General features: G+C 47.8%; 12 protein-coding genes. 9 read left to right on the top strand and 3 right to left on the bottom strand.

Going from position 1 to position 18,800, the window contains the following annotated elements; translation table 11 throughout:
- Positions 1-361 precede the first annotated feature (361 nt).
- Together NDI33_RS06715 and NDI33_RS06710 are read left to right on the top strand one after the other, a co-directional pair.
- On the top strand, positions 362-2,455 hold the full coding sequence (locus NDI33_RS06715; protein WP_190677826.1) for a VgrG-related protein: 2,094 nt from the start codon (positions 362-364) through the stop codon (positions 2,453-2,455).
- Between the two features lie 113 nt (positions 2,456-2,568).
- On the top strand, positions 2,569-2,859 hold the full coding sequence (locus NDI33_RS06710) for a PAAR domain-containing protein (RefSeq protein WP_190412623.1): 291 nt from the start codon (positions 2,569-2,571) through the stop codon (positions 2,857-2,859).
- Between the two features lie 141 nt (positions 2,860-3,000).
- Here NDI33_RS06710 and NDI33_RS06705 read toward each other — a convergent pair whose 3' ends face one another.
- A complete protein-coding gene (locus tag NDI33_RS06705) occupies positions 3,001-4,677 on the bottom strand; it encodes a WD40 repeat domain-containing protein (protein ID WP_190677824.1) in 1,677 nt (558 codons plus the stop codon).
- A gap of 153 nt (positions 4,678-4,830) precedes the next feature.
- Positions 4,831-4,911, bottom strand: a complete 81-nt coding sequence (locus tag NDI33_RS06700; RefSeq protein WP_347275938.1) for a hypothetical protein — start codon at positions 4,909-4,911, stop codon at positions 4,831-4,833.
- Between the two features lie 393 nt (positions 4,912-5,304).
- On the opposite strand from NDI33_RS06700, the gene NDI33_RS06695 reads away from it, so the two are divergent.
- The 6 genes from NDI33_RS06695 to NDI33_RS06670 all read left to right on the top strand — a co-directional run bounded on the left by NDI33_RS06695 (position 5,305) and on the right by NDI33_RS06670 (position 15,981).
- Complete coding sequence (locus NDI33_RS06695; RefSeq protein WP_190412625.1) at positions 5,305-5,718, top strand: GPW/gp25 family protein; 414 nt, start codon at positions 5,305-5,307, stop codon at positions 5,716-5,718.
- Positions 5,719-5,844: 126 nt separating this feature from the next.
- Complete coding sequence (locus NDI33_RS06690; RefSeq protein ID WP_190677822.1) at positions 5,845-8,052, top strand: putative baseplate assembly protein; 2,208 nt, start codon at positions 5,845-5,847, stop codon at positions 8,050-8,052.
- 185 nt (positions 8,053-8,237) lie between these two features.
- Positions 8,238-9,317, top strand: coding sequence for a phage tail protein (locus NDI33_RS06685; RefSeq protein WP_190677820.1), 1,080 nt, complete (start codon positions 8,238-8,240; stop codon positions 9,315-9,317).
- A gap of 61 nt (positions 9,318-9,378) precedes the next feature.
- Positions 9,379-10,638 carry a DUF4159 domain-containing protein gene (locus NDI33_RS06680; protein WP_190677818.1) on the top strand — a complete coding sequence of 420 codons (1,260 nt, stop codon included), beginning with the start codon at positions 9,379-9,381 and terminating at the stop codon, positions 10,636-10,638.
- A gap of 228 nt (positions 10,639-10,866) precedes the next feature.
- Positions 10,867-13,032 (top strand): hypothetical protein, encoded by a 2,166-nt coding sequence (locus tag NDI33_RS06675; protein ID WP_190677816.1) that lies wholly within the window; start codon positions 10,867-10,869, stop codon positions 13,030-13,032.
- A gap of 105 nt (positions 13,033-13,137) precedes the next feature.
- Positions 13,138-15,981 (top strand): hypothetical protein, encoded by a 2,844-nt coding sequence (locus NDI33_RS06670; RefSeq protein WP_190677814.1) that lies wholly within the window; start codon positions 13,138-13,140, stop codon positions 15,979-15,981.
- A 464-nt stretch (positions 15,982-16,445) separates the two neighbouring features.
- Here the strand turns inward: NDI33_RS06670 and NDI33_RS06665 are convergent, their stop codons facing one another.
- Positions 16,446-16,760 (bottom strand): RNA-binding protein, encoded by a 315-nt coding sequence (locus NDI33_RS06665; RefSeq protein WP_190412631.1) that lies wholly within the window; start codon positions 16,758-16,760, stop codon positions 16,446-16,448.
- 457 nt (positions 16,761-17,217) lie between these two features.
- Here NDI33_RS06665 and NDI33_RS06660 point away from each other — a divergent pair, with 457 nt between their 5' ends.
- Complete coding sequence (locus NDI33_RS06660) at positions 17,218-18,474, top strand: MFS transporter (protein WP_190677812.1); 1,257 nt, start codon at positions 17,218-17,220, stop codon at positions 18,472-18,474.
- Positions 18,475-18,800: the final 326 nt, after the last annotated feature.

Below are 18,800 nucleotides of genomic sequence, written 5' to 3'. Positions count from 1 at the left end.
CTAAACTAGCTGAAACTTGCGTTCTAAATTTTGAATTTGGATGAACGTCTGCATGGGTTTAAATATCCTCTCGGTGATTGAGAAATTATCCGCGTGTAGATTACCTTGCTTGACTAACAAAACGCCTGATAATTTTAAAAAATCTTAGTTTTGACAGAGAGTTTTTTTACCCAACTAAACTCACAGTTCTAATTTGAGATTACAAAATCTAGCCTAAAAATTCGAGATTTGTCAGGCAACAAGGCAAAAGACCCCTATAGTTCAAATACCAAAGAATAAAAAATTTGAAAAAAAATGCCAGTCAGGATTTTATCCAAAATCTAAAATTTAGAAGCTAAAATCATTTACGTGTTGCCTACAAATGCCAAAGTATATATCCTATCCTCAAATAAAAATTGATGGAGATGATGCTCCTGCGAGTTTGATGGAAGATATTCTTCAAATCTCCGTAGAAGAAAGCCTCCATCTTCCAGCCATGTTTACCCTAGTTATCCGGAACGACTACTTTCCGGGGCGCGAAGGAGATGAACTTTGGCGCTACGAAAACTTATTAACAATTGGTAAACCCGTCCAGATTGGCTTTAAATCCAGCACTACAGAAGATGCTGATTTTGACGATACACAGCAGGGCAACATTCTGAATGGCGAGATTACAGCAATTGAAACCCACTTTACCAGTGGTTCTCAAGCTCCGGTCGTGATTCGCGGGTATGACGTTTCTCATCGCCTACATCGGGGACGCTACAACCGCTCTTTCCAAAACATGACCGACACCGATATTGTTCGGCAAATTATCGGTGAATTGGGGATTACAGCAGGCACCATTGACGAAAGTGGCGGGCCTTATGGCTTTGGCGATCCCGTTGGCTATATTTTCCAAGAAAATCAAACCAACATGGAATTCTTGCGAGAACGGGCAGCCCGGAACGGTTTTGAGTTGTTTGTGCAAGATGGGAAACTGCACTTCCGCAAGCCGGTAGCGGGTGCTTCTTTGGCTCTCAAGTGGTTACAAGAAATACATAGTTTCCAAGTTCGGGTAACAAGTGCCGAACAGGTAGATTCTGTTGAGGTAAGAGCTTGGGATTATAAAAGTAAACAGGTGATTGCATCTACTAAAAGCAGTCAAACAACACAAGTCATTACCGATACCAAACAAGGCAAGGGCAAAGCAACTAGCACTAGCTTTAGCAGTACCCCCAAGATGATTGTTGTCGATCAGCCAGTCTCTTCTCAGAAAGAATCAGACGCGATCGCGCAAGCTTTGTATAACGAGTTATCGGGGGAATTTGTCTACGCTGATGCCAAAGCTGAAGGCGATCCGCGAATTCGACCGGGACGGGTCGTGGACTTGGCAAGTATGGGCAAATACAGCGGCAAGTATTACGTCACGACAACTCGTCACGTTTATCAGGAACGTTTCTACACCACCGAATTTAGCGTGCGGGGATTGCGGGGAGACGATCTTCTGGCAACCCTGTCTCCCCGAACCCATCTCCAAGCAGGACAAACGTTGTTAGTGGGGATTGTCACGAATAACAAAGACCCCAAAAAATGGGGTCGAGTGAGAGTGAAACTTCCCACTTTAACAGAGGCACACGAAAGTAACTGGGCAAGAGTGGTGGGAGCCGGAGCTGGTGTAAATCGCGGGTTTGACTGTCTGCCGGAGGTCAATGACGAGGTATTGGTTGCCTTTGAACACGGCGATATTCATCGCCCTTACGTCATTGGCGGTGTCTGGAACGGTACAGATGCACCGCCGGAAGATGTGGATAATACAATTTCAGGTGAAGGCAAAGTCCGCCTGCGGACATTTAAAACCCGTACTGGGCATAAATTACAGTTTGTGGAAGAGGATAAAGATACTAGCAAGGCTGGTGTCTACATTGAGACAATAGGCGCTCATAAATGTCACATGAATGACAGCGAAAAGTTTGTGGAAATTAAAACGACTGACGGTCATTATGTGCGCCTAGACGATCAAAATAAGAAGATCGAAATTAAAACCAAAGGCGGTCATAAGATCCTCATCGACGATCTCAATAAGAAGCTGGATATCACAACAACTGGCGGTCAGAAGTTGCTGATGAATGACATGACCAACACCATCACGATGCAGGCAGTGCAAAAAGTGAGTATTTCAGCACCAATGGAAATTCTGCTGCAATCAGGCCCTAGTAGTATAAAACTCGCACCTGCTGGCATAGAACTTCAAACCGCAGCCAAGTTAAGCGCTCAAGCAGGCGGAGTTTTAGACTTGAAGTCTGGGGGTGCTGCCACTATGAAAGCTGGTGCGGCGTTGTCGCTACAATCCGGCGGTGCTTTGTCGGCGCAGTCGGCTGCTGCTGTAAGCGTACAGTCTGGCGCAGCGTTGAACCTGCAAGCAGGTGCTGCGGTGGCAATTATGGCAGCTGCCACAGCGAGTATGACCGCACCGCTGATTCGGCTGAATTGTTAACAATTGAGGGGAGCGGGAAAGAAGCAATTGCGATCGCGACCAATGGCTAATGCCTAACCATAGGAACGTGGTACACAATTAGCCATTCTCGATTAACGATTAAGGAAGGTTTTATGTTACCAGTAGCCGTATTGGGCGATGTCGCTAGTGGTAGCCCCATTATCGGACCGGGGGCACCAACCGTTTTAGTTATGGGGCGACCTATCGCTTGTCTGGGAGATGCTGTCACGGGTCCGTCAATTGCTGGCGCTCTCGCGATGCCTTGTTCTGTAACCGTTCTGGCTTGCGGGCGTCCAGTGGCGCATATGGGCACAATGGCAGTGGGAGCAACTCCTACTGTGCCTCCAGTTCCCATTTCTTTACCTGTGATTGCCACAGGAGTCACTGTATTAGTTGCTCCTTAATGAGCAACTATAAGAGGTAGAATTCGTTATTTCTAGTTTGGGTTAGCGATCGCTTATTCTTTAAGGTGTGTCGGCAAATCCCGACGAACGCATCCCTGAATTGCCCAAATCATCCTCGCCAGGGAATACTTCAAACTTCCCTTATCGAATTCCCCAGACTTTGATGGTGTTGTCGTAACTGCCACTAACAATCGTCCTTCCATCTAGGGTTATTGCTACGGAACTCACTGCGTTTGAATGCCCCTCTAGCGTACCTCTGCACTCGCACGTCTCAAGATCCCACACTTTGATGGTGTTGTCCTTACTGCCACTGACAATAGTTTTACCATCCGTCGCTATTGCTACGCAAAGAACATAGTCTGAATGCCCCTCTAGCGTGCCCTTACACTCGCACGTCACGAGATCCCACACTTTAATAGTATTGTCCTTACTGCCACTAACAATCGTCCTTCCATCCAGGGCTATTGCTAAGGAATAAACTCGGCGTGAATGCCCCTGTAGCGAACCCTTCCACTTACCTGCTTCGATATCCCACACTTTGAGGATGTTGTCATCATTGCTACTAACAATCGTTTGATCGTTCGGGGCTATTGCTACGAAATAAACATCCCATAAAAACTTATTTACCATGCGGAGGCACTCCCTCGTCTCTATATCCAACGCTTCGATGGTTTTATACTGCCGACCATGAATCAAAGTTTTACCATCTGGGAATATTCCTAGTATCTGTAGGCTGCGCTGACACTTGCCCGTCAGAATATCCCATACGTTGATACTCTTTAAGCCCCCTCTACCACAGAAGTTGTTGTCCCTACTAGCACTGACAAAAGTCTTACCATCTGGCGCGATTGCTACGGAATCAACCCAGCCTAAATGCCTCTCGAAAGTGTCCCGGCACTTGCCTGTCAGAATATTCCACACTTTGATATTCATATCGCCACTGCCACTAACAATGGTTTCACCATCCGGCGCGATCGCTACCGAACTAACACAGTCAGAATGCCCCTCAAAGGTACAAAGACATTCAAAAAATTGATAAGGATTGAATTCTTGCAAGGCAATTTTGACTTTCGTTTCTGTCCTTGTCCGCAGTAGCGAGTACGCAGCCCACATTACCTGTGCCGATTCATCCAGCAAAGCAGGAATCACCAAATCTAAGCCTGACTCGCCATAATAGAGGGCACCGCTTAATGCAAGAATTCTTTGCGCTGACACTGCACTAGCCAAGCGTCTCTTAACAGCTCCTAACCCGCCAAAGATAACAGCAAGACTAATGGAAATGTCTAATGAAAAGTCTTGAATCGCAACTAATTTGCCTTGATAAAATGTCATCCCCAAAAGAGGTTTTAAGAAGATTCCATCAATGAAGTCTTTACCTAAGGTGATTCTCCCAGTAAAACGGGTAAAAACTTTAAGATTCCGATAACAAAAACCACTACAGTTATCGTAGGTTGGCATAACTCCTTCTATAGGTTTATGACCACCAGTAACACCACCGACAGTCATTTCCTTCAAAAACAATTCTTCATTAAGAATTTCATAGGTTGAATGAAATCCTCTCCGGCAAGCTGTAGAAAATAGAATCTCTTTAATTCCATAGTCGTGCGGTCTAATTAAAACTCCTTCTTGTATTACGTTTGAGGGAACTGATTCCTCATTCAACAAATCAAATATTTTATCTTCTATTTTATCGAAATCCACAGATTCTTCTGCTGTAGCATTAATTTTATCAACCAGATATTTTAACAAAGGCTCTAAGCTAGCTAAATAGTAGGTCTCTCCCTTATAGATAAATTTTTCCCTTATTTGCTCTGTCATAACAATAAAAGAATCTTAAATTCGAGGCCTAAATCATATCTGTAAGAAACCCACAGATTTAGCTTTAACTTTCCTAAAGAATAATGTTAATTTTCAGCAGAATCTCTTCTAAGCACCCCTCAAAAGTCTTGTTCAGTCGCTAAAGTTTCCACCCTAAGCCTTAAACGCTCCGCAAGCGAAAGCATCCCGCTCCACAATAACCTCTGTCTTCAACTGCTGACCAATTCGCTCCAACCACTTGCGCTGGGGTGCTGTCCAAGCGCGACTTATTACATTACTAATTCTTGGAGTATGCCTCGCACACAAGGAGTATCCCGGTTTTGTAAAACCTCCATTTCCATCAAAAACAGGATACTGGGTAGAGAGTCAACGATTAGTTAGCCACTAAACACGGGGTAGCTCCCGCAGTGTCAAACTGATTCAGGTTATTTAAGCAATGTTGTATGTGCTGGTGACTGGCTGCGCTTGGCGACTGTTGCCTTCGGCTACAACCCGCTTTGAGGTGGAAGGGCACCGCCCCTAGAACCTAGGGCTACAGCCAGCTTGGGATAACTCGACTTTTGGCGAATAGTCGGGGACTTTCAGCTTTAGTAAAGTAGCTGCGATACTAGGCACAGAGTCACTTTTATGCCAGAAGGATCGGATAAGCAGCGCAGCCACTTGGGTACGGGATGGTCTTTCCCACTACGGGTGAACGTACAGGGAGGGCTTCAACTCAGTTCGGCAGAACGGAATATTGAAGAATCTATTCGGATTATCCTGCGGACTGAAATCGGAGAAAGGGTGTATCGGCCCAATTTTGGGTCGCGCTTATCGGAGATGGTCTTTGCCCCCATGAATACTCAAACCCTTCTCCTGTTGCGCTTGCACGTCCAAGAAGCTCTAGAAATGTGGGAGCCGCGCATTGTCATCGATTTGGTGCGGACTGACCCCGATCCCATCCGAGGTCGAGTGGATATTATTGTGGAATACCATCCTAAGGGCACTTATGATGCTCGGAGCTTGGTCTATCCTTTCTATCTGAACGGCAAAGAGGAGTGATGGTTCATGAGGGTTTTGAGTAATATGAGAATTCTTTAATTCAAAATTCCGACTCATTTATCGCATTTCTATAACTTTTGCCCAATTACTAATTACCAATTCCTAGTTACCGATTGTTTATTAATAATGGACTTTGATTTTTTACCCAAGTTACCGAAGTCTGATTTAGATGATCGGACATTCAAAGATTTAGTAGATGAGTGCATTCTACGGATTCCTCGCTATTGTCCGGAGTGGACGAATTATAACCCTAGCGATCCTGGCATCACGCTGATTGAGCTATTTGCGTGGCTGACCGATCAAATGTTGCTGCGGTTTAACCAAGTTCCCCGTCGTAACTACGTTGCTTTTTTAGAGTTGCTAGGGGTTCGCTTGCAAGCTCCGGTTCCCGCTCAGACAGACCTGACTTTTTATCTAAGTGCTGCTTTGCCCGAACCGTATACGATTCCATCTGGAGTGGAAATTGCGACCGTCAGGACAGAAACTGAGCAAGCGATTGTCTTCAGTACCAACCAGCCGCTGGTGATTGGCAAACCGAGTATCCGACATTTTCTAACCGCTCAGACGGTTGAAGATACTCCCCAAATGTTGCGCGATCGCTTCACGAACCTTTGGACTCTGCGCCCTGACGGTGAGTGGATGGGCAGAGAATTAGCCTTTTTTGATGAGCAACCCCAGCCGGGAAATTGCTTTTATCTGGTATTCGACCCGGAGGACGAATGCGAAGGGAATGTTTTGGCAGTCAAGTTTAAAGGAGAAGTTGCGACATCTACTGGGATTAATCCCGACGCGCCTCCTCGCCGCTGGGAAGCTTGGAATGGCGCGTACTGGCAGCCGGTTTTGTTGCAGGAAGCTGATGATGGCACGAAAGGATTTAGTTTCAGCGAATTCGCTCGGACTGGAAGCAATCCCCTCCAAAGTGGGGACGTCGTGCTACATCTGCCCCAACGCTGGCCTGTGAGCCACTTCCTCACCTACCAGGGTCGCTGGCTGCGCTGCGTTTATAGTCACATCGACCCTACGCAACCAGGTTACAGTAGTTCTCCGCGGATTGTGAGTTTGTCGGCGAGGGCGATTGGTGGCACCGTCCTTGCTTCTCAATGCGAACAGATTAGAAATGAACTTTTGGGAGAAAGCGAGGGTACGCCTGGTCAAACTTTCCAATTGCAAGGCGTTCCTGTCTTGACACGGCGGGAAGATGAATACATTTTGGTAAGTCCGCCTGGAGCCTTGCCTCAAATATGGACAGAAGTTAATGACTTTGCTGATTCTGGCCCTCAGGATCTTCACTACACGATTGACTCGCGGACTGGGATGGTTCAGTTTGGCCCCCTGATTCGAGAACCCGCCCAACTCCAGCAGCAGACTCAGTTGCGCGCGAGAACGCAGATGCAGCACCTTGTGAGCGATCGCCTGTTGAATGCCAGTTCCCGTCCCGAAGAAGTGCGATCGCTAGAGCGTCAATATGGTGCAGTGCCGCCCAAAGGCTCCGCGATTCGCATGGTCGCTTACCGCACGGGAGGAGGTCGAAAAGGCAATGTTCAACGGGGAACCATTACTATCCCCAAGTCAGCCGTTCCCTACGTTGCCAGAGTCATTAACCATACCCCCGCCCGCAACGGTGCCGACGCCGAATCTTTGGAAGATGCCGTCGTCCGAGTGCCAGCAATGCTCCGCACCCGCGATCGCGCCGTCACGCCCGAAGATTTCGAGGTACTGGCACTACAGGCAGCTGGCGGTGGCGTGGCTCGTGCCCGTTGTCTGACTCCTACCGATAGTAGCGAAGCCGGAACCGTCCGACTGATGCTGGTGCCCCAGGCGAATACGGATGCGATCGCGCGAGGCGAAGGCATTCACCCAGACCTATTTTCCCTCAGCCCTCAACTGAGCGAGCAAATCCATGCTTACCTGAACGAGCGACGACTGCTGGGAGTGCAAGTGCGTCTGCAAGCACCTGAATATGTCGGAGTGTCTGTTCAAACTGAAGTGGCACTGGAGCCAGAGTACAATAACCCCCGTGCCCAAGAAGAAATTCTGCTGAAATTACGGGTAGCGCTGTACCGTTTCCTCAACCCGCTCACTGGCGGCATGGACGGGAAAGGTTGGCCCTTCGGACGCCCCGTTTATCCTTCAGACATTGTTACCTTATTCCAGCAAATTCCAGGCGTTCGCTATTTAGGTGTGGTGCAGCTGTTTGAGTTGCGTCAGCAGGAACAAACCTGGGTTCGGACACTGCCTCAAAATCCGGTCATCGATCCCGGCCCTTTAGGGCTAGTCTGTTCCTGGCTGAACACTCGCTTGCGTTCCGGTCATGTCGTCAACCTCATTCAATAAAGGAGGAAGGGATGAAGACTGTTAGCGAAGCGGTGCGAAGCACGGACTCAGTGCAAGTGTGAAGAGAATGAGAAAGTAGTATCAGTTCCTCTAGCTTTTTGACTGCTGACTTCTGGCTTTTCACTTTCTGATTCCTCACTCACTCCTCATCCCTTACTCCTGATTTTCAGCACTTACCACTGACTATGACTCAAAGCACGTCGCACGGTAAAATCTTACACCTGACACTCACCCCCATGCAGCTTGCCGAGGCAGTTCAGCCGGTGGGGGCGAGTAGCACGGCCAATGCGCTGGCACTCAGTGGCAGTGTAAGTACCGAGGGCATGACGAGCAATCAATTGCTTGTGTATCCAGGCGAACCCAGTGAAATGGTGGTGCAGCTAAAAAACCTGGGAACCCGAATTCTACAGGTGAACCTGCAACTTGAGGGCAACTTCCCAAGCCAGTGGTATCGCATTGGGATGGAGGGTCATGAAATTGCTCCAGGTCAGCAGATGGATGCGGTGTTATATTTCCAAATTCCAGCCAACTTCTTTGAGAATAACCAGTCTTTAGAGTCGGGTAAAACCTTAGTCGTCGATTATCATAGCCGCCTTTATGTGTACTACACAGAGCTAGGAGGAACTGGAGGGATTGCCACACCCGGTCGGCAACTGATCGAATCCGCAGCTTTCAACCTTTATATACGTCCCCGTAGTCTTTACCTAGATTTTTTGCCCAGCCTCTATCGGGAAGTAGACTTTATTGGTCGCTTTTTGAAGATTTTTGAGGAGACTTTTGAACCCACAGTCCAGTCAATGGATCTCCTGTGGGCTTACTTAGATCCCTTGACTGCGCCGACGACGATGCTCCCCTTTCTTGCCCACTGGGTAGCATGGCCGATGGACCCCCGATGGAGTCTAAATCGGCAGCGATATCTGATTCGTCAGGCAGTGGAACTTTATCGCTGGCGAGGAACGCGACGGGGGTTGCGGCTCTATCTACATCTTTATACAGACTTGCCGCTCGACGAGCATCTCCCTGAAGAGGCTGATAAGCACATTAGTATTGAAGAAATCTTTGGTCAAGGTTTCCTGTTAGGAGAAACCCGCCTTGGCGAAGACTCCATGTTGGGCGGCGGGCGTCCTTATCACTTCATTGTGCACCTGCGACCTGAGCGACCTGGTCAAGTCGATGAAGGATTGGTGCGGCACATCATCGACCAAGAAAAACCGGCTTTCTGCACTTACGATCTTGATATCACAGAGGTAATCGGTATTGGGTAATGTGAGTAAAAAAGCCATGAGTCATTAATAATTAGCAATCATTAATTAGCCATTAATCATTATGTTTCCACCCCCACCAACGAATCCTTTAGAACGTCTCCAGGTTACTGATGGTCTGTTGATGAATGCCGACCGTTGGCGTCGGGCGCATGAGTACCACCGACAGAGACAGAATATCCATTATCAGTCTCTTAACCAGCCAGGAATTGTTTGCGGTTTAGGCGTGCGCTTGATTGCAGCACCAGCGGATGTCGCGCCGCAATTCCGGGATGGGCGTTGGGTACAAATTCAGCCGGGAATTGCAATTGATTTAGCGGGAAACCCGATTGTTGTTTCCGAACCGATTGAATTTCGGGTGTCGGGTGAGACGCTGACAGAGAACCCTCAGATGGTTTATCTAGCGATTAGTTATGTAGATCCGGAGAAATTGCGCCGGAAAGAGTCTCGTGAATTTGAAAAGGAAACCTTCCGGCTTGATGAAAAGACCACTCCACCGAGTGAAATGGAAGTGGAATTGTGCCGAATTTTTCTGCAATCCGAGTCAGAGGAACTACAGAATCCCAGCGATGTATTTTTTCCGGCAGTTAATAGCTTAGATTTACGTTATCGAGCGATCGCGCGATCGCGTCCTCAAGCAGTTGTCCGTGTTGCCCAAGTCACGCAGCAGCAACCTGCCGATGGGCGCAGTTTTTCCAATCTTTCGTACTTACTCAATTCGGTTCCTGCACTTTACCCAAGCTTACAGGGAGCGGATCTGATTGGACAAGTTCCCTTTTTGGGTGCCGAAAAGTCTTTGCCGCTTGCCGCTTTAGGCTATGACCTACTTTACTTCACGGGTCGTCAGGCACTCTATCTGAACGATCGAGAATTTGAAGCCCTGAAAAATTATTTAGAGACAGGGGGTGTTCTGCTAGTCGATGCTGCCACCGATGCCATAGAGCTGATTGAGAGCATCATGGCGATCGCTCAACAACTCGGAACTCCTTTAGAGGATATCAAACGCTTGAGCCGAAATCATCCCTTGCGGACACAGCCTTTCTTGTTTGCAGCCTTACCTAGTTTAAATCAACAGCCCATTCAACTCGGCTATGGAGGAGGAATTATCTTAGTCGTTGGCAATCTCTCAGCAGCATGGGGATTAGATGACAAGCTTTTATTACCGCGAGAAACGATTCGTACCGCCCAAGAATTAGGAATAAACCTTCTGCATTTCGCATGGCGCAAGCGGCAACTCACCCAATTATTAAGGGCAGACAATCCTGTATCAACCGTTGCTAAACCATCTGTCAAACAAGCGATTTTTGACAAACTACAATTTTAAAAGATTCTCTACTCCAAACACAAACTAGACATCTTTCCGGTGTTCTTATTTTTTGCTAGCAACGGCTAACAGTTATTTAGATATCTAAATACTAAATAATTCTAATGAACTCATAAAATTCTCTCTTCTTTCCTTCTTCCTTAGCGCTATTTGTGTCTTCTCGGTTCATAAAAAAGGTAGCTCTCCTCAATCAAATAAGACTGCTATCGCTAAAAAGGTATATTTTCGATGGTAAATAAAAGTTTAATCTACGCTAAATTATCCACCCAGCTACTTCGATACAAACCGGGAGGGATACCCGCTGCCTTTGAAGTAACAGTTACAAATGAAAGCAATCAATTTGCAACTTTTCAAGTAGAACTACTAGCCGCTGGTGCTGACTCTAGTTTAGCTAATTCCTGGTATAAACTATCTCCAGGAATTAGCGCCAAAACACCCCCTGGAGATAGTACAAAGTTTTATGTAGCGATTACTGACACGCCCGTTCCTGGGTTTGTCGGCAAAATGAATATCACCGTCCGCATCTTCTCAATGGAACTGCGGGAAGAAGAAAGACAACTTCTGAGGATATCCATTGAGCAGGGAACTGGCTCTATCCCCATGCAGGTTGAGCTGCCAGTCCGAGAATTTGTTGTTCATCCGACAGATTTGATCGAAATACCAGTCTGGGTATACAATCCCAGCCAACTGTCCACCAACGTCGTGCTACATTTTGCGGGCATAGAGCCGACTTGGCTAGCCGAGAGTGCCGAACGACGGCTGCAAGTTGCACCCGGTAGCAAGGTAGAAACAAGTTTCTTATGCCAAATACCCATTGCCACCCTTGCTCCCAGCCAGGTATACCCTTTTTCCGTTGAATGTACTCAGCACAATGGTCCTCCATCAAAGAATGCAGGAGCCATTAAGGTTGTTGCTGCGGGATTTATAGATTTCAGTTGCATCCCAGCCTTACAGCAAATCCCTCCATCGCGAAATTGGCTGCCGAGATGGAAGTCTAACTTCGCAACTTACAAACTCAATTTTGAGAATGCCAGCAATTTAACTCAGCAAGTAAGTTGCGAAGTCAATGCGGAAGATCGGCGGAGATTCCATTTGCAGGTCATTCCTGAAGTGGCAGACCTGAAGCCAGGTGAGACGACTCAATTACAGCTAGTCTGTACGAGGAAACGCCGGTGGTTGGGTTCAGTTCAAAGATTTCTTTTGGAAGTTAAGGCGATTGTGTCGGATGAGCGCTTAGATGTCCGAAATGACACCCAAATCTTGAAACTGCTTGTCCGGCCAGTTCTCCCTATCTGGATGCAGTTAACTGGATTAATCTTGCTGCTTTTCTTGCTCTGGGCGCTGTCGTGGCTAAACCCTTACAACCCATTTTGGGGACACAAAGCTTCTGTCACGTCGGTGCAATTTAATGGACTCGGAGAGCAACTCATTACTGGCTCGAATGACCAAACCGCAATTAGATGGCGCACTTCAGGCTTTCTGAATCCCTTGCTTAATCAACAAATGGGAGTTGTGGGAAAGGCGGGTAAAGCTGTGCGGGTCATCCGCTATAAACCAGTAGACAATGATGTGGTTGCCGCAGGCTTGGAGAATGGAGAGATCCAGCTATGGAATGTATCGGGAGAAAGAAAGCAACCGATAGATTCTTTCTCGTTCCAAAAGGACGATCGGGTTTTAGCTCTAGAATTCACCAAAGACTCGCGTTATCTATTAAGCGGTCACGGGAGTGGTTTAGTTGCAGTGTGGGATGTGGAACGCGACCTCGACAATCCTAACGCTACCAATCAACCGCTGCGAGGGAAGAAATTTGATTTTGTCGTGAATGCTCTGGCATTGGTGGGAAAAGCGGATAAAAACCTAGCGATCGCAGGACGCTTCAACCAATTTGTCGTCTGGAATTTGGCAAAAGACAAGTGGGGGCGCGTATCCTATCCCCGGCAAGGAGGTCAGGAAGATTACATCGTCAGCTTGGATAGTGCTGAATACAAGCCGAATCTTTTAGTCACTGCTGATAACCAGGGGTACATTACCTTATGGAATATGCAAAAATGTCTTGCCGAGCAGGGATCTTGTGAAGTTTTGGATGAATGGTCGGATGGTCATGGCGGCAAGTCAGTTCGCTCGGTAGCCTTGAGCGCAAATGGTTGCTACTTGGTGAGTGGAGGGGATGACGGACGAGTGATGCTTTGGCCTCTGACTGCTGAAGGTAAGCGGGATTCTCAGTTAAAAGGCAGAAAAATCGATGGCTCGTTTGGTCAGTCTTGGCATATTAATAGTGTAGATATCAAGACGGTCGGAAACTCTATCTTCGTGCTGAGTGGTAGTGACGATACTGAAGTGAGGTTAAAACGTGCGGATCGGCTACCCCAACTACAGTGCGACCAACAAAACTGAGGTGAAAAAACGGAGAACTGAGCGAGAAGCCTCACTGAGTTTTCAGCCGTGTAGAGACGCCGATTTATCGCGTCTCCTCAGTCCTTATTTCTGGGGAGGGAAACAATGACAACGAGACAACCGTTCGATGCTGGTTCCTTAGAGAGACAGGATGAAAAAGCCGGTGGTCTCACCATGGTCGATGTCCTGACGCTGCCTGAGTCCCAGCGACAGATCGTGCAATGGATGATGCGTAAAAAATCTGAAGTTAGTCTGGCTGAGGTGGCAGATCGTACAGGCTCAGGGGAAGACGTAGCGATCGCGCTGTTGGACGATCTGGTTGCTCAAGGCTTTGTACAGGAGACGGAAGTAGCAGGCGAATTACGCTATCGGATGCGTCTTGCTGCCAAACGAGGCGCTCAGCAGTTGCCTAAAACCATCCACCAAGCGCTGGCTCCCGGTAATCCCCTCGCGGTGATCCTCAATCCTTCCGGAGACTACGCCCTCGTCGCCGGAGCGACCTTCGATCTCTGCATCACGGTCAGCAACAAGGGCAATCAAAGCGCCTTAATTGATATTTTTATCGATGAAGTATCCCAACCGCTCCGTCAGTGGTGTACTTCTCCCCATCAGCGACTGGCGTTAGGTTCCAACTCTACCAGCGAGGTCATCTTTCAGTTTCAGGTGCCAGTCGAGACGAAACCGGGCACCTACCCCTACCTGTTGGTCGTCGATGCGCCGCAGCACTACCCGGAAGATACCCCGATCCGCCATCAAGCGCGACTTCAGGTTTTACCGCCGATTGAGACTGCCATTCGGGTTAGCGATCCTACCTTTAGTCTTCAGCCAATCACCAGTTCTGCGGTTCCGGCTCGTCTCCAACCCGGTTCGCTGTTGCAAGTTGTGGTGAACGTACACAACCGCTCTGCCAGAGTCGATCGGTTTCGGCTGATGTGCCCGGATTTGGACGAGAAATGGTTTAGCGTGCGTTATCCGGAAGGGCTAGAGTCGCCGGGACTGGTGACAACGACGACAGGATTAGACCTCAACCCCGGAGATACTGGGCAAATTCTGCTGGTGTTAAACCCGCCAATGGACGCGCTGGCAGGAACTTACTATCCTACCGTTCGCTTATATTCTGTTAACAATCCAGACTTGGTATTGCTGGATGTCATTTACCTAGAAATTCTCCCGACTTACCTTCTGACCGTAGAATTCCGCACCCTGGTCGGTAAGGTGAGACGCCTATCTGGATTGTACGAACTCAGATTAAACAATGGGGGCAACACCTCGCGCGAGGTTATCCTGCGAGCCAAAAGTTTGGATGAGGAGGATGTGTGTTCTTACACGGTCTCGCCTTCCTTGATACGGATAGCGCCTTTTTCCTTAGCCATCGCCGAAGTTCAGGTAAAACCGCTCAAGTGGTGGCGTCGCCCTCTGTATGGGGGAGGGAGGTTGATCGGCTTCGGCGTTGAAGTTGAAGATACGCAGCAGTTGCCCTTAATTAATGATGCCCCACAAGGGACGTTGTATTGGGAACCCCGTCCTTGGTGGCAGTTCCTGTTGGTACTACTGCTTTCTTTAGGAATTCTGGTAGCGATCGCTTTCCTGATTTGGTTGATATTTTTTAAGCCAAAGCCGTCGCCAAAAATTCTTCAATTCAGCTCTTCAGATGCTCTCTATCAAGCATCTGAAGATGACTTAATTCGTCTGAGTTGGCAAATTCGCCACCCAAATCAGATTCAGTCGCTCTTGCTCACCGGGCAATCGCCTGACGGTACAGCTACCGTTGAACCCATTTCTTACGATTTCCGCCAGGGTGTTCCAGAGCAACTCAAGTCATTTTGCGCGATTCGTCAGGTTTTAATCTGCAAAAATGTGCGGACAGATGCCCGCAAAGCCGGTGACTATGTTTTTGAACTGAAAGTCTTCTCCAAAAAAGGAAAAGATGTCGCATCAGATACTCTGAAGACCAGTCCGATCAAAATTGAACCGGAGCCTCCCCCAAAAATTATCGAGTTTTCCTCTACAAGACCGATTTATGCAGAAGTCCCTGGTAAGCCCACCAATGCCAATAAAATTCACCTCAATTGGAGAGTCGTGAATCCAGAGCAGATCAAAGAGTTGCAGTTGATCGGGCGCTCGCCTGACGGTACGGTAAATAGTGTATTGAAGCGGTTTGACTTCACCAAAGGTGTTGCAAAGGGTTTGGCAAAATACTGTACTGCCGAAGCAGCGCTAATCTGTAAAAATGTGCCTACAGATGCCCGCAAACCAGGAGACTACATCTTTGAAATGATGGTCGTTCCCAATACAGGACAGCAGGAACCATCAGATTCCAAGAAGACGGATGCGATTAAAATTACAGCCCAACCTTCGAGAATTGTTAATTTTAAAATCAACAATCAAGAAGCTTTACCCAAATATATTGTTCCAGTCAATCAGGTAAAACCTGGTGAAATTATTAAAATATCTTGGAAAGTAGAAGGCGGCAGCAATATTAAAGTTGAGCTGCTTCCGGCACCCGGTACGGTTCCCGTTCAGGGCAGTATCCCCTACACTCTCAGTCAGAAACCGGGTAGTGAAACGATTACGCTGCAAGTCACCAATGGAGCTGGCGAACAAATTAGCAGAGCGGTTACCATTGAAACTTTTGAACCGCCACCCCCACCGCCACCTGCTGCCTTAGCCCCGGCTCTACCTACCTTAGTCCCCGCTCCACCTACCTTAGCCCCGGCTCCAATTGTCCCACCGCCGCTGCCCCCAGCGCCCCCTCCCGGAGCAGCGGGGGCACCCGCCACAACCTCTGCCCCTGGTACCCCAGAGACTTCTGGCACGGGTGCCCCTGCCGCTGGTTCTCCTGCCGCGGGTACTCCTGCTGCGGGTACTCCTGCCAATCCTGCTACCGTACCAACCCCCAGCGAACCTGGTTCGCTCTCGCCCTCTGAATTACCCCCCCGTCCTGACTGACTGAATTAACAGCTGGGTAAGTAAGCGAATGCAATTCAATTGAAGATTTTTGGAGTTGGGGCTGACCTAGCAAGCCCAACACTTACAGGGGTGACGCGATCGCTTAACCCATCCCACAAATAATTAATCCTACTTACTGACTAGGTCTTGGGGTTGGGGGTAATGCATCTAATTAGCTTTTTCCCCCTACAGCTCTGTCACTCTTAATTGAAGAAGTAGGGAATTTTCGACTAAAAAGTTTCTAAAAACCGTCAAAATTTTATTGAATCAGCACTACTTAATACCTGATGCCAACAAAAATGTAAAGGAAAGTTAACAATTTAGGATTTTAGAAATGTCAGCATTTTTAAATAAAAATCCACTGCTAGAACGCCCATTCTATATATAGAAAGTAAAAACAGCGTGGAGCAGTGGAAGTGTCAATCTGCTGGAGACTAGACTTGTTAATGTTTTTGTCTTAAAACTTAGTAGCGCCGAGAAAAGCCACCGCTACTGGGTCTGCGATTACCACCGCCGCCGCCAGAGGGTCCTCTATCTTCACGAGGTTTGGCTTTGTTAACTTTCAAATCTCGACCCATCCACTCCGCTCCATCTAGAGCTTCAATGGCAGCCGTTTCTTCAGCTTCAGTTTCCATTTCTACAAAACCGAAACCCCGTGGGCGGCCTGTCTCGCGGTCAGTGGGTAGCTGAACCCGCTTAACAGTTCCGTATTCGGCAAAAACTTGGCTGAGGTCTTCTTGGGTGACGTCGTAGGATAGGTTGCCTACATAGATTGACATGGAAGTATCTCGCTTTCTGCAGATGGTGTAGAGACTTAGATTCGGAGAGACGCCTGTCAACGTAGACAACCAACTCACTTAGCCGAATTAAATTCTCAGTGATTAACTTAGCACAGGATCGGGCTTCAGGCATTCGCCATCAAGGAAAACAATATGAAATTTGTCAAGGGAATGATTTCGTAATTTAAAGAGTGACAATTTTCTGCGAAGCATTGCGGTTTATACACAAGGTAAAAACAACAGCTATACAGGGGTTCTAACCGCTACGGATGCGGGAAAAGTCATGGGTTTTGGAATCTTTACGAGACTGGATGCTTCTTAGCATATAGAGTGGGATAGCGATTATGGCAGATGTGGCTTTTAAGAACTTTGACAAAAAGTGGCTACTCGACTGGCACAAGTGACTCTCGCCAGCGCACACTTAAAGATGTACTCAAGAGGCTCCTGAACTCTTCTTATGTTTCCAGCTGAACCTCCGGCTTCTGGTAGCGGCTTTCGCGCTCTGATGAAGAATCGGCCTTTTCTCATTCTTTGGGTAGGGCAGATCGTGTCTCAGGTAGCAGACAAGGTCTTCTTCATTTTGTTGATTGCGTTGCTGGAAAACTATCAGACGTCGCTGATGGGGGCAAATTCTATGCGTTCCGCCATCATGGTAGCTTTCACACTACCTGCAATCTTCTTTGGCTCAGCTGCCGGTATTTTTGTAGATCGCTTTCCAAAGAAGCAAATTATGGTGGCTTCTGATTGGATTCGCGCTTTATTGATACTATTGCTTCCGATATTGCCAAAGCAGTTTTTAGTTCTCTTAGTAATTACGTTTTTGCTCTCGACAGTTACGCAATTTTTTGCCCCAGCAGAGCAGGCGGCGATTCCCCTCTTGGTTAAACGCGAAAATTTAATGACGGCAAACGCGCTGTTTACAACCACCATGATGGGTTCTATGATTGTCGGTTTCTCCGTGGGCGAGCCGCTGTTAAGTCTAGCCGGAACTTGGGGGGGAATCTATGGTCAAGAATTTTTGGTGGCGCTTCTGTATCTGTTGGCTGCTGGTCTCAGCCAGTTAGTGAAAGTCGTAGAAGCTCCGATTCCGATTGAGTCGATCGCAGTTCATCCTTTGCAGGATCTTAAGGAAGGCTTCCGTTATTTATGGAAAAAACGCCTGGTTCGGACTGCGATGGTACAACTGACGATTCTATATTCGGTGTTTGCGGCTTTAACTGTACTGGCAATTGAGCTGGCAAAGGAAATTGGTCTCAATGAGCCGGGTCAATTTAGCTTTTTATTATCCGCTGCTGGGGTGGGTATGGTCTTTGGTGCGGGGGTGTTGGGGCATTGGGGCGATCGCTTCCACCACAAGCCTTTGCCTCTATTGGGTTTTTTGAGTATGGGCTTTGTGTTGGGTGTGTTTACGTTGACGACAAATCTCTGGATGGGCTTAGGATTAAGTGCGCTGTTGGGGCTGGGTGCCTCGCTCATTGGCGTACCCATGCAAACTCTGATTCAAGCCTCAACCCCAGAAAATATGCGCGGCAAAGTCTTTGGGTTTCAGAATAATGCTGTCAATATTGCACTGAGTGCGCCGCTAGCGATCGCTGGCCCGCTTACGGATCAATTTGGCTTGCGAGGCGTTCTTTTAAGCATGAGCATTATCGTGAATATCGTTGGTGTCTGGGCGTGGCTCAGTACCCGTAATGTTTTGGAAGATGTCATCTAGCTTGAAAGGAGGACTGAGGCGTATCATCTCGTAGCCAGTCCTTCCTAGAAACGCCTTTGCCTTTTGCTGGGTAAGGGGACGCGCTCAGCGTTACAACCCGATTGAAGGCGCGTTCATTAAGTCAGCCGTCCTTAGCCAGTATCCTTGGCGCACCTCCTTCTTGGTGGCGTGAACCGAAACAATAAACCTTAAAGTCACAGAAAATAAACACTCGCGAGTTTTTGGGGGGTTAATCCCTCGACAGGAATTGATATCAGGATTAGACTTAAGAATTAAACCCCTATTTCTAATGCTGAATTAGATAGAAATCTTAAAAAAGAACGTAG

The organism is Trichocoleus sp. DQ-A1 (genome assembly GCF_039961955.1).
Taxonomy (GTDB): domain Bacteria; phylum Cyanobacteriota; class Cyanobacteriia; order Cyanobacteriales; family FACHB-T130; genus FACHB-T130.
The sequence above is the reverse complement of the archived record's forward strand: the minus strand, read 5'-3'. Positions and strand labels throughout refer to the sequence as shown.

Coding starts and splice junctions, on each gene's coding strand:
- NDI33_RS06660 (WP_190677812.1), top strand. CDS start 17,218: ATGTTTCCAGCTGAACCTCCGGCTTCTGGTAGCGGCTTTCGCGCTCTG.
- NDI33_RS06665 (WP_190412631.1), bottom strand. CDS start 16,760: ATGTCAATCTATGTAGGCAACCTATCCTACGACGTCACCCAAGAAGAC.
- NDI33_RS06685 (WP_190677820.1), top strand. CDS start 8,238: ATGACTCAAAGCACGTCGCACGGTAAAATCTTACACCTGACACTCACC.
- NDI33_RS06695 (WP_190412625.1), top strand. CDS start 5,305: ATGCCAGAAGGATCGGATAAGCAGCGCAGCCACTTGGGTACGGGATGG.
- NDI33_RS06690 (WP_190677822.1), top strand. CDS start 5,845: ATGGACTTTGATTTTTTACCCAAGTTACCGAAGTCTGATTTAGATGAT.
- NDI33_RS06715 (WP_190677826.1), top strand. CDS start 362: ATGCCAAAGTATATATCCTATCCTCAAATAAAAATTGATGGAGATGAT.
- NDI33_RS06680 (WP_190677818.1), top strand. CDS start 9,379: ATGTTTCCACCCCCACCAACGAATCCTTTAGAACGTCTCCAGGTTACT.
- NDI33_RS06710 (WP_190412623.1), top strand. CDS start 2,569: ATGTTACCAGTAGCCGTATTGGGCGATGTCGCTAGTGGTAGCCCCATT.
- NDI33_RS06670 (WP_190677814.1), top strand. CDS start 13,138: ATGACAACGAGACAACCGTTCGATGCTGGTTCCTTAGAGAGACAGGAT.
- NDI33_RS06675 (WP_190677816.1), top strand. CDS start 10,867: ATGGTAAATAAAAGTTTAATCTACGCTAAATTATCCACCCAGCTACTT.
- NDI33_RS06705 (WP_190677824.1), bottom strand. CDS start 4,677: ATGACAGAGCAAATAAGGGAAAAATTTATCTATAAGGGAGAGACCTAC.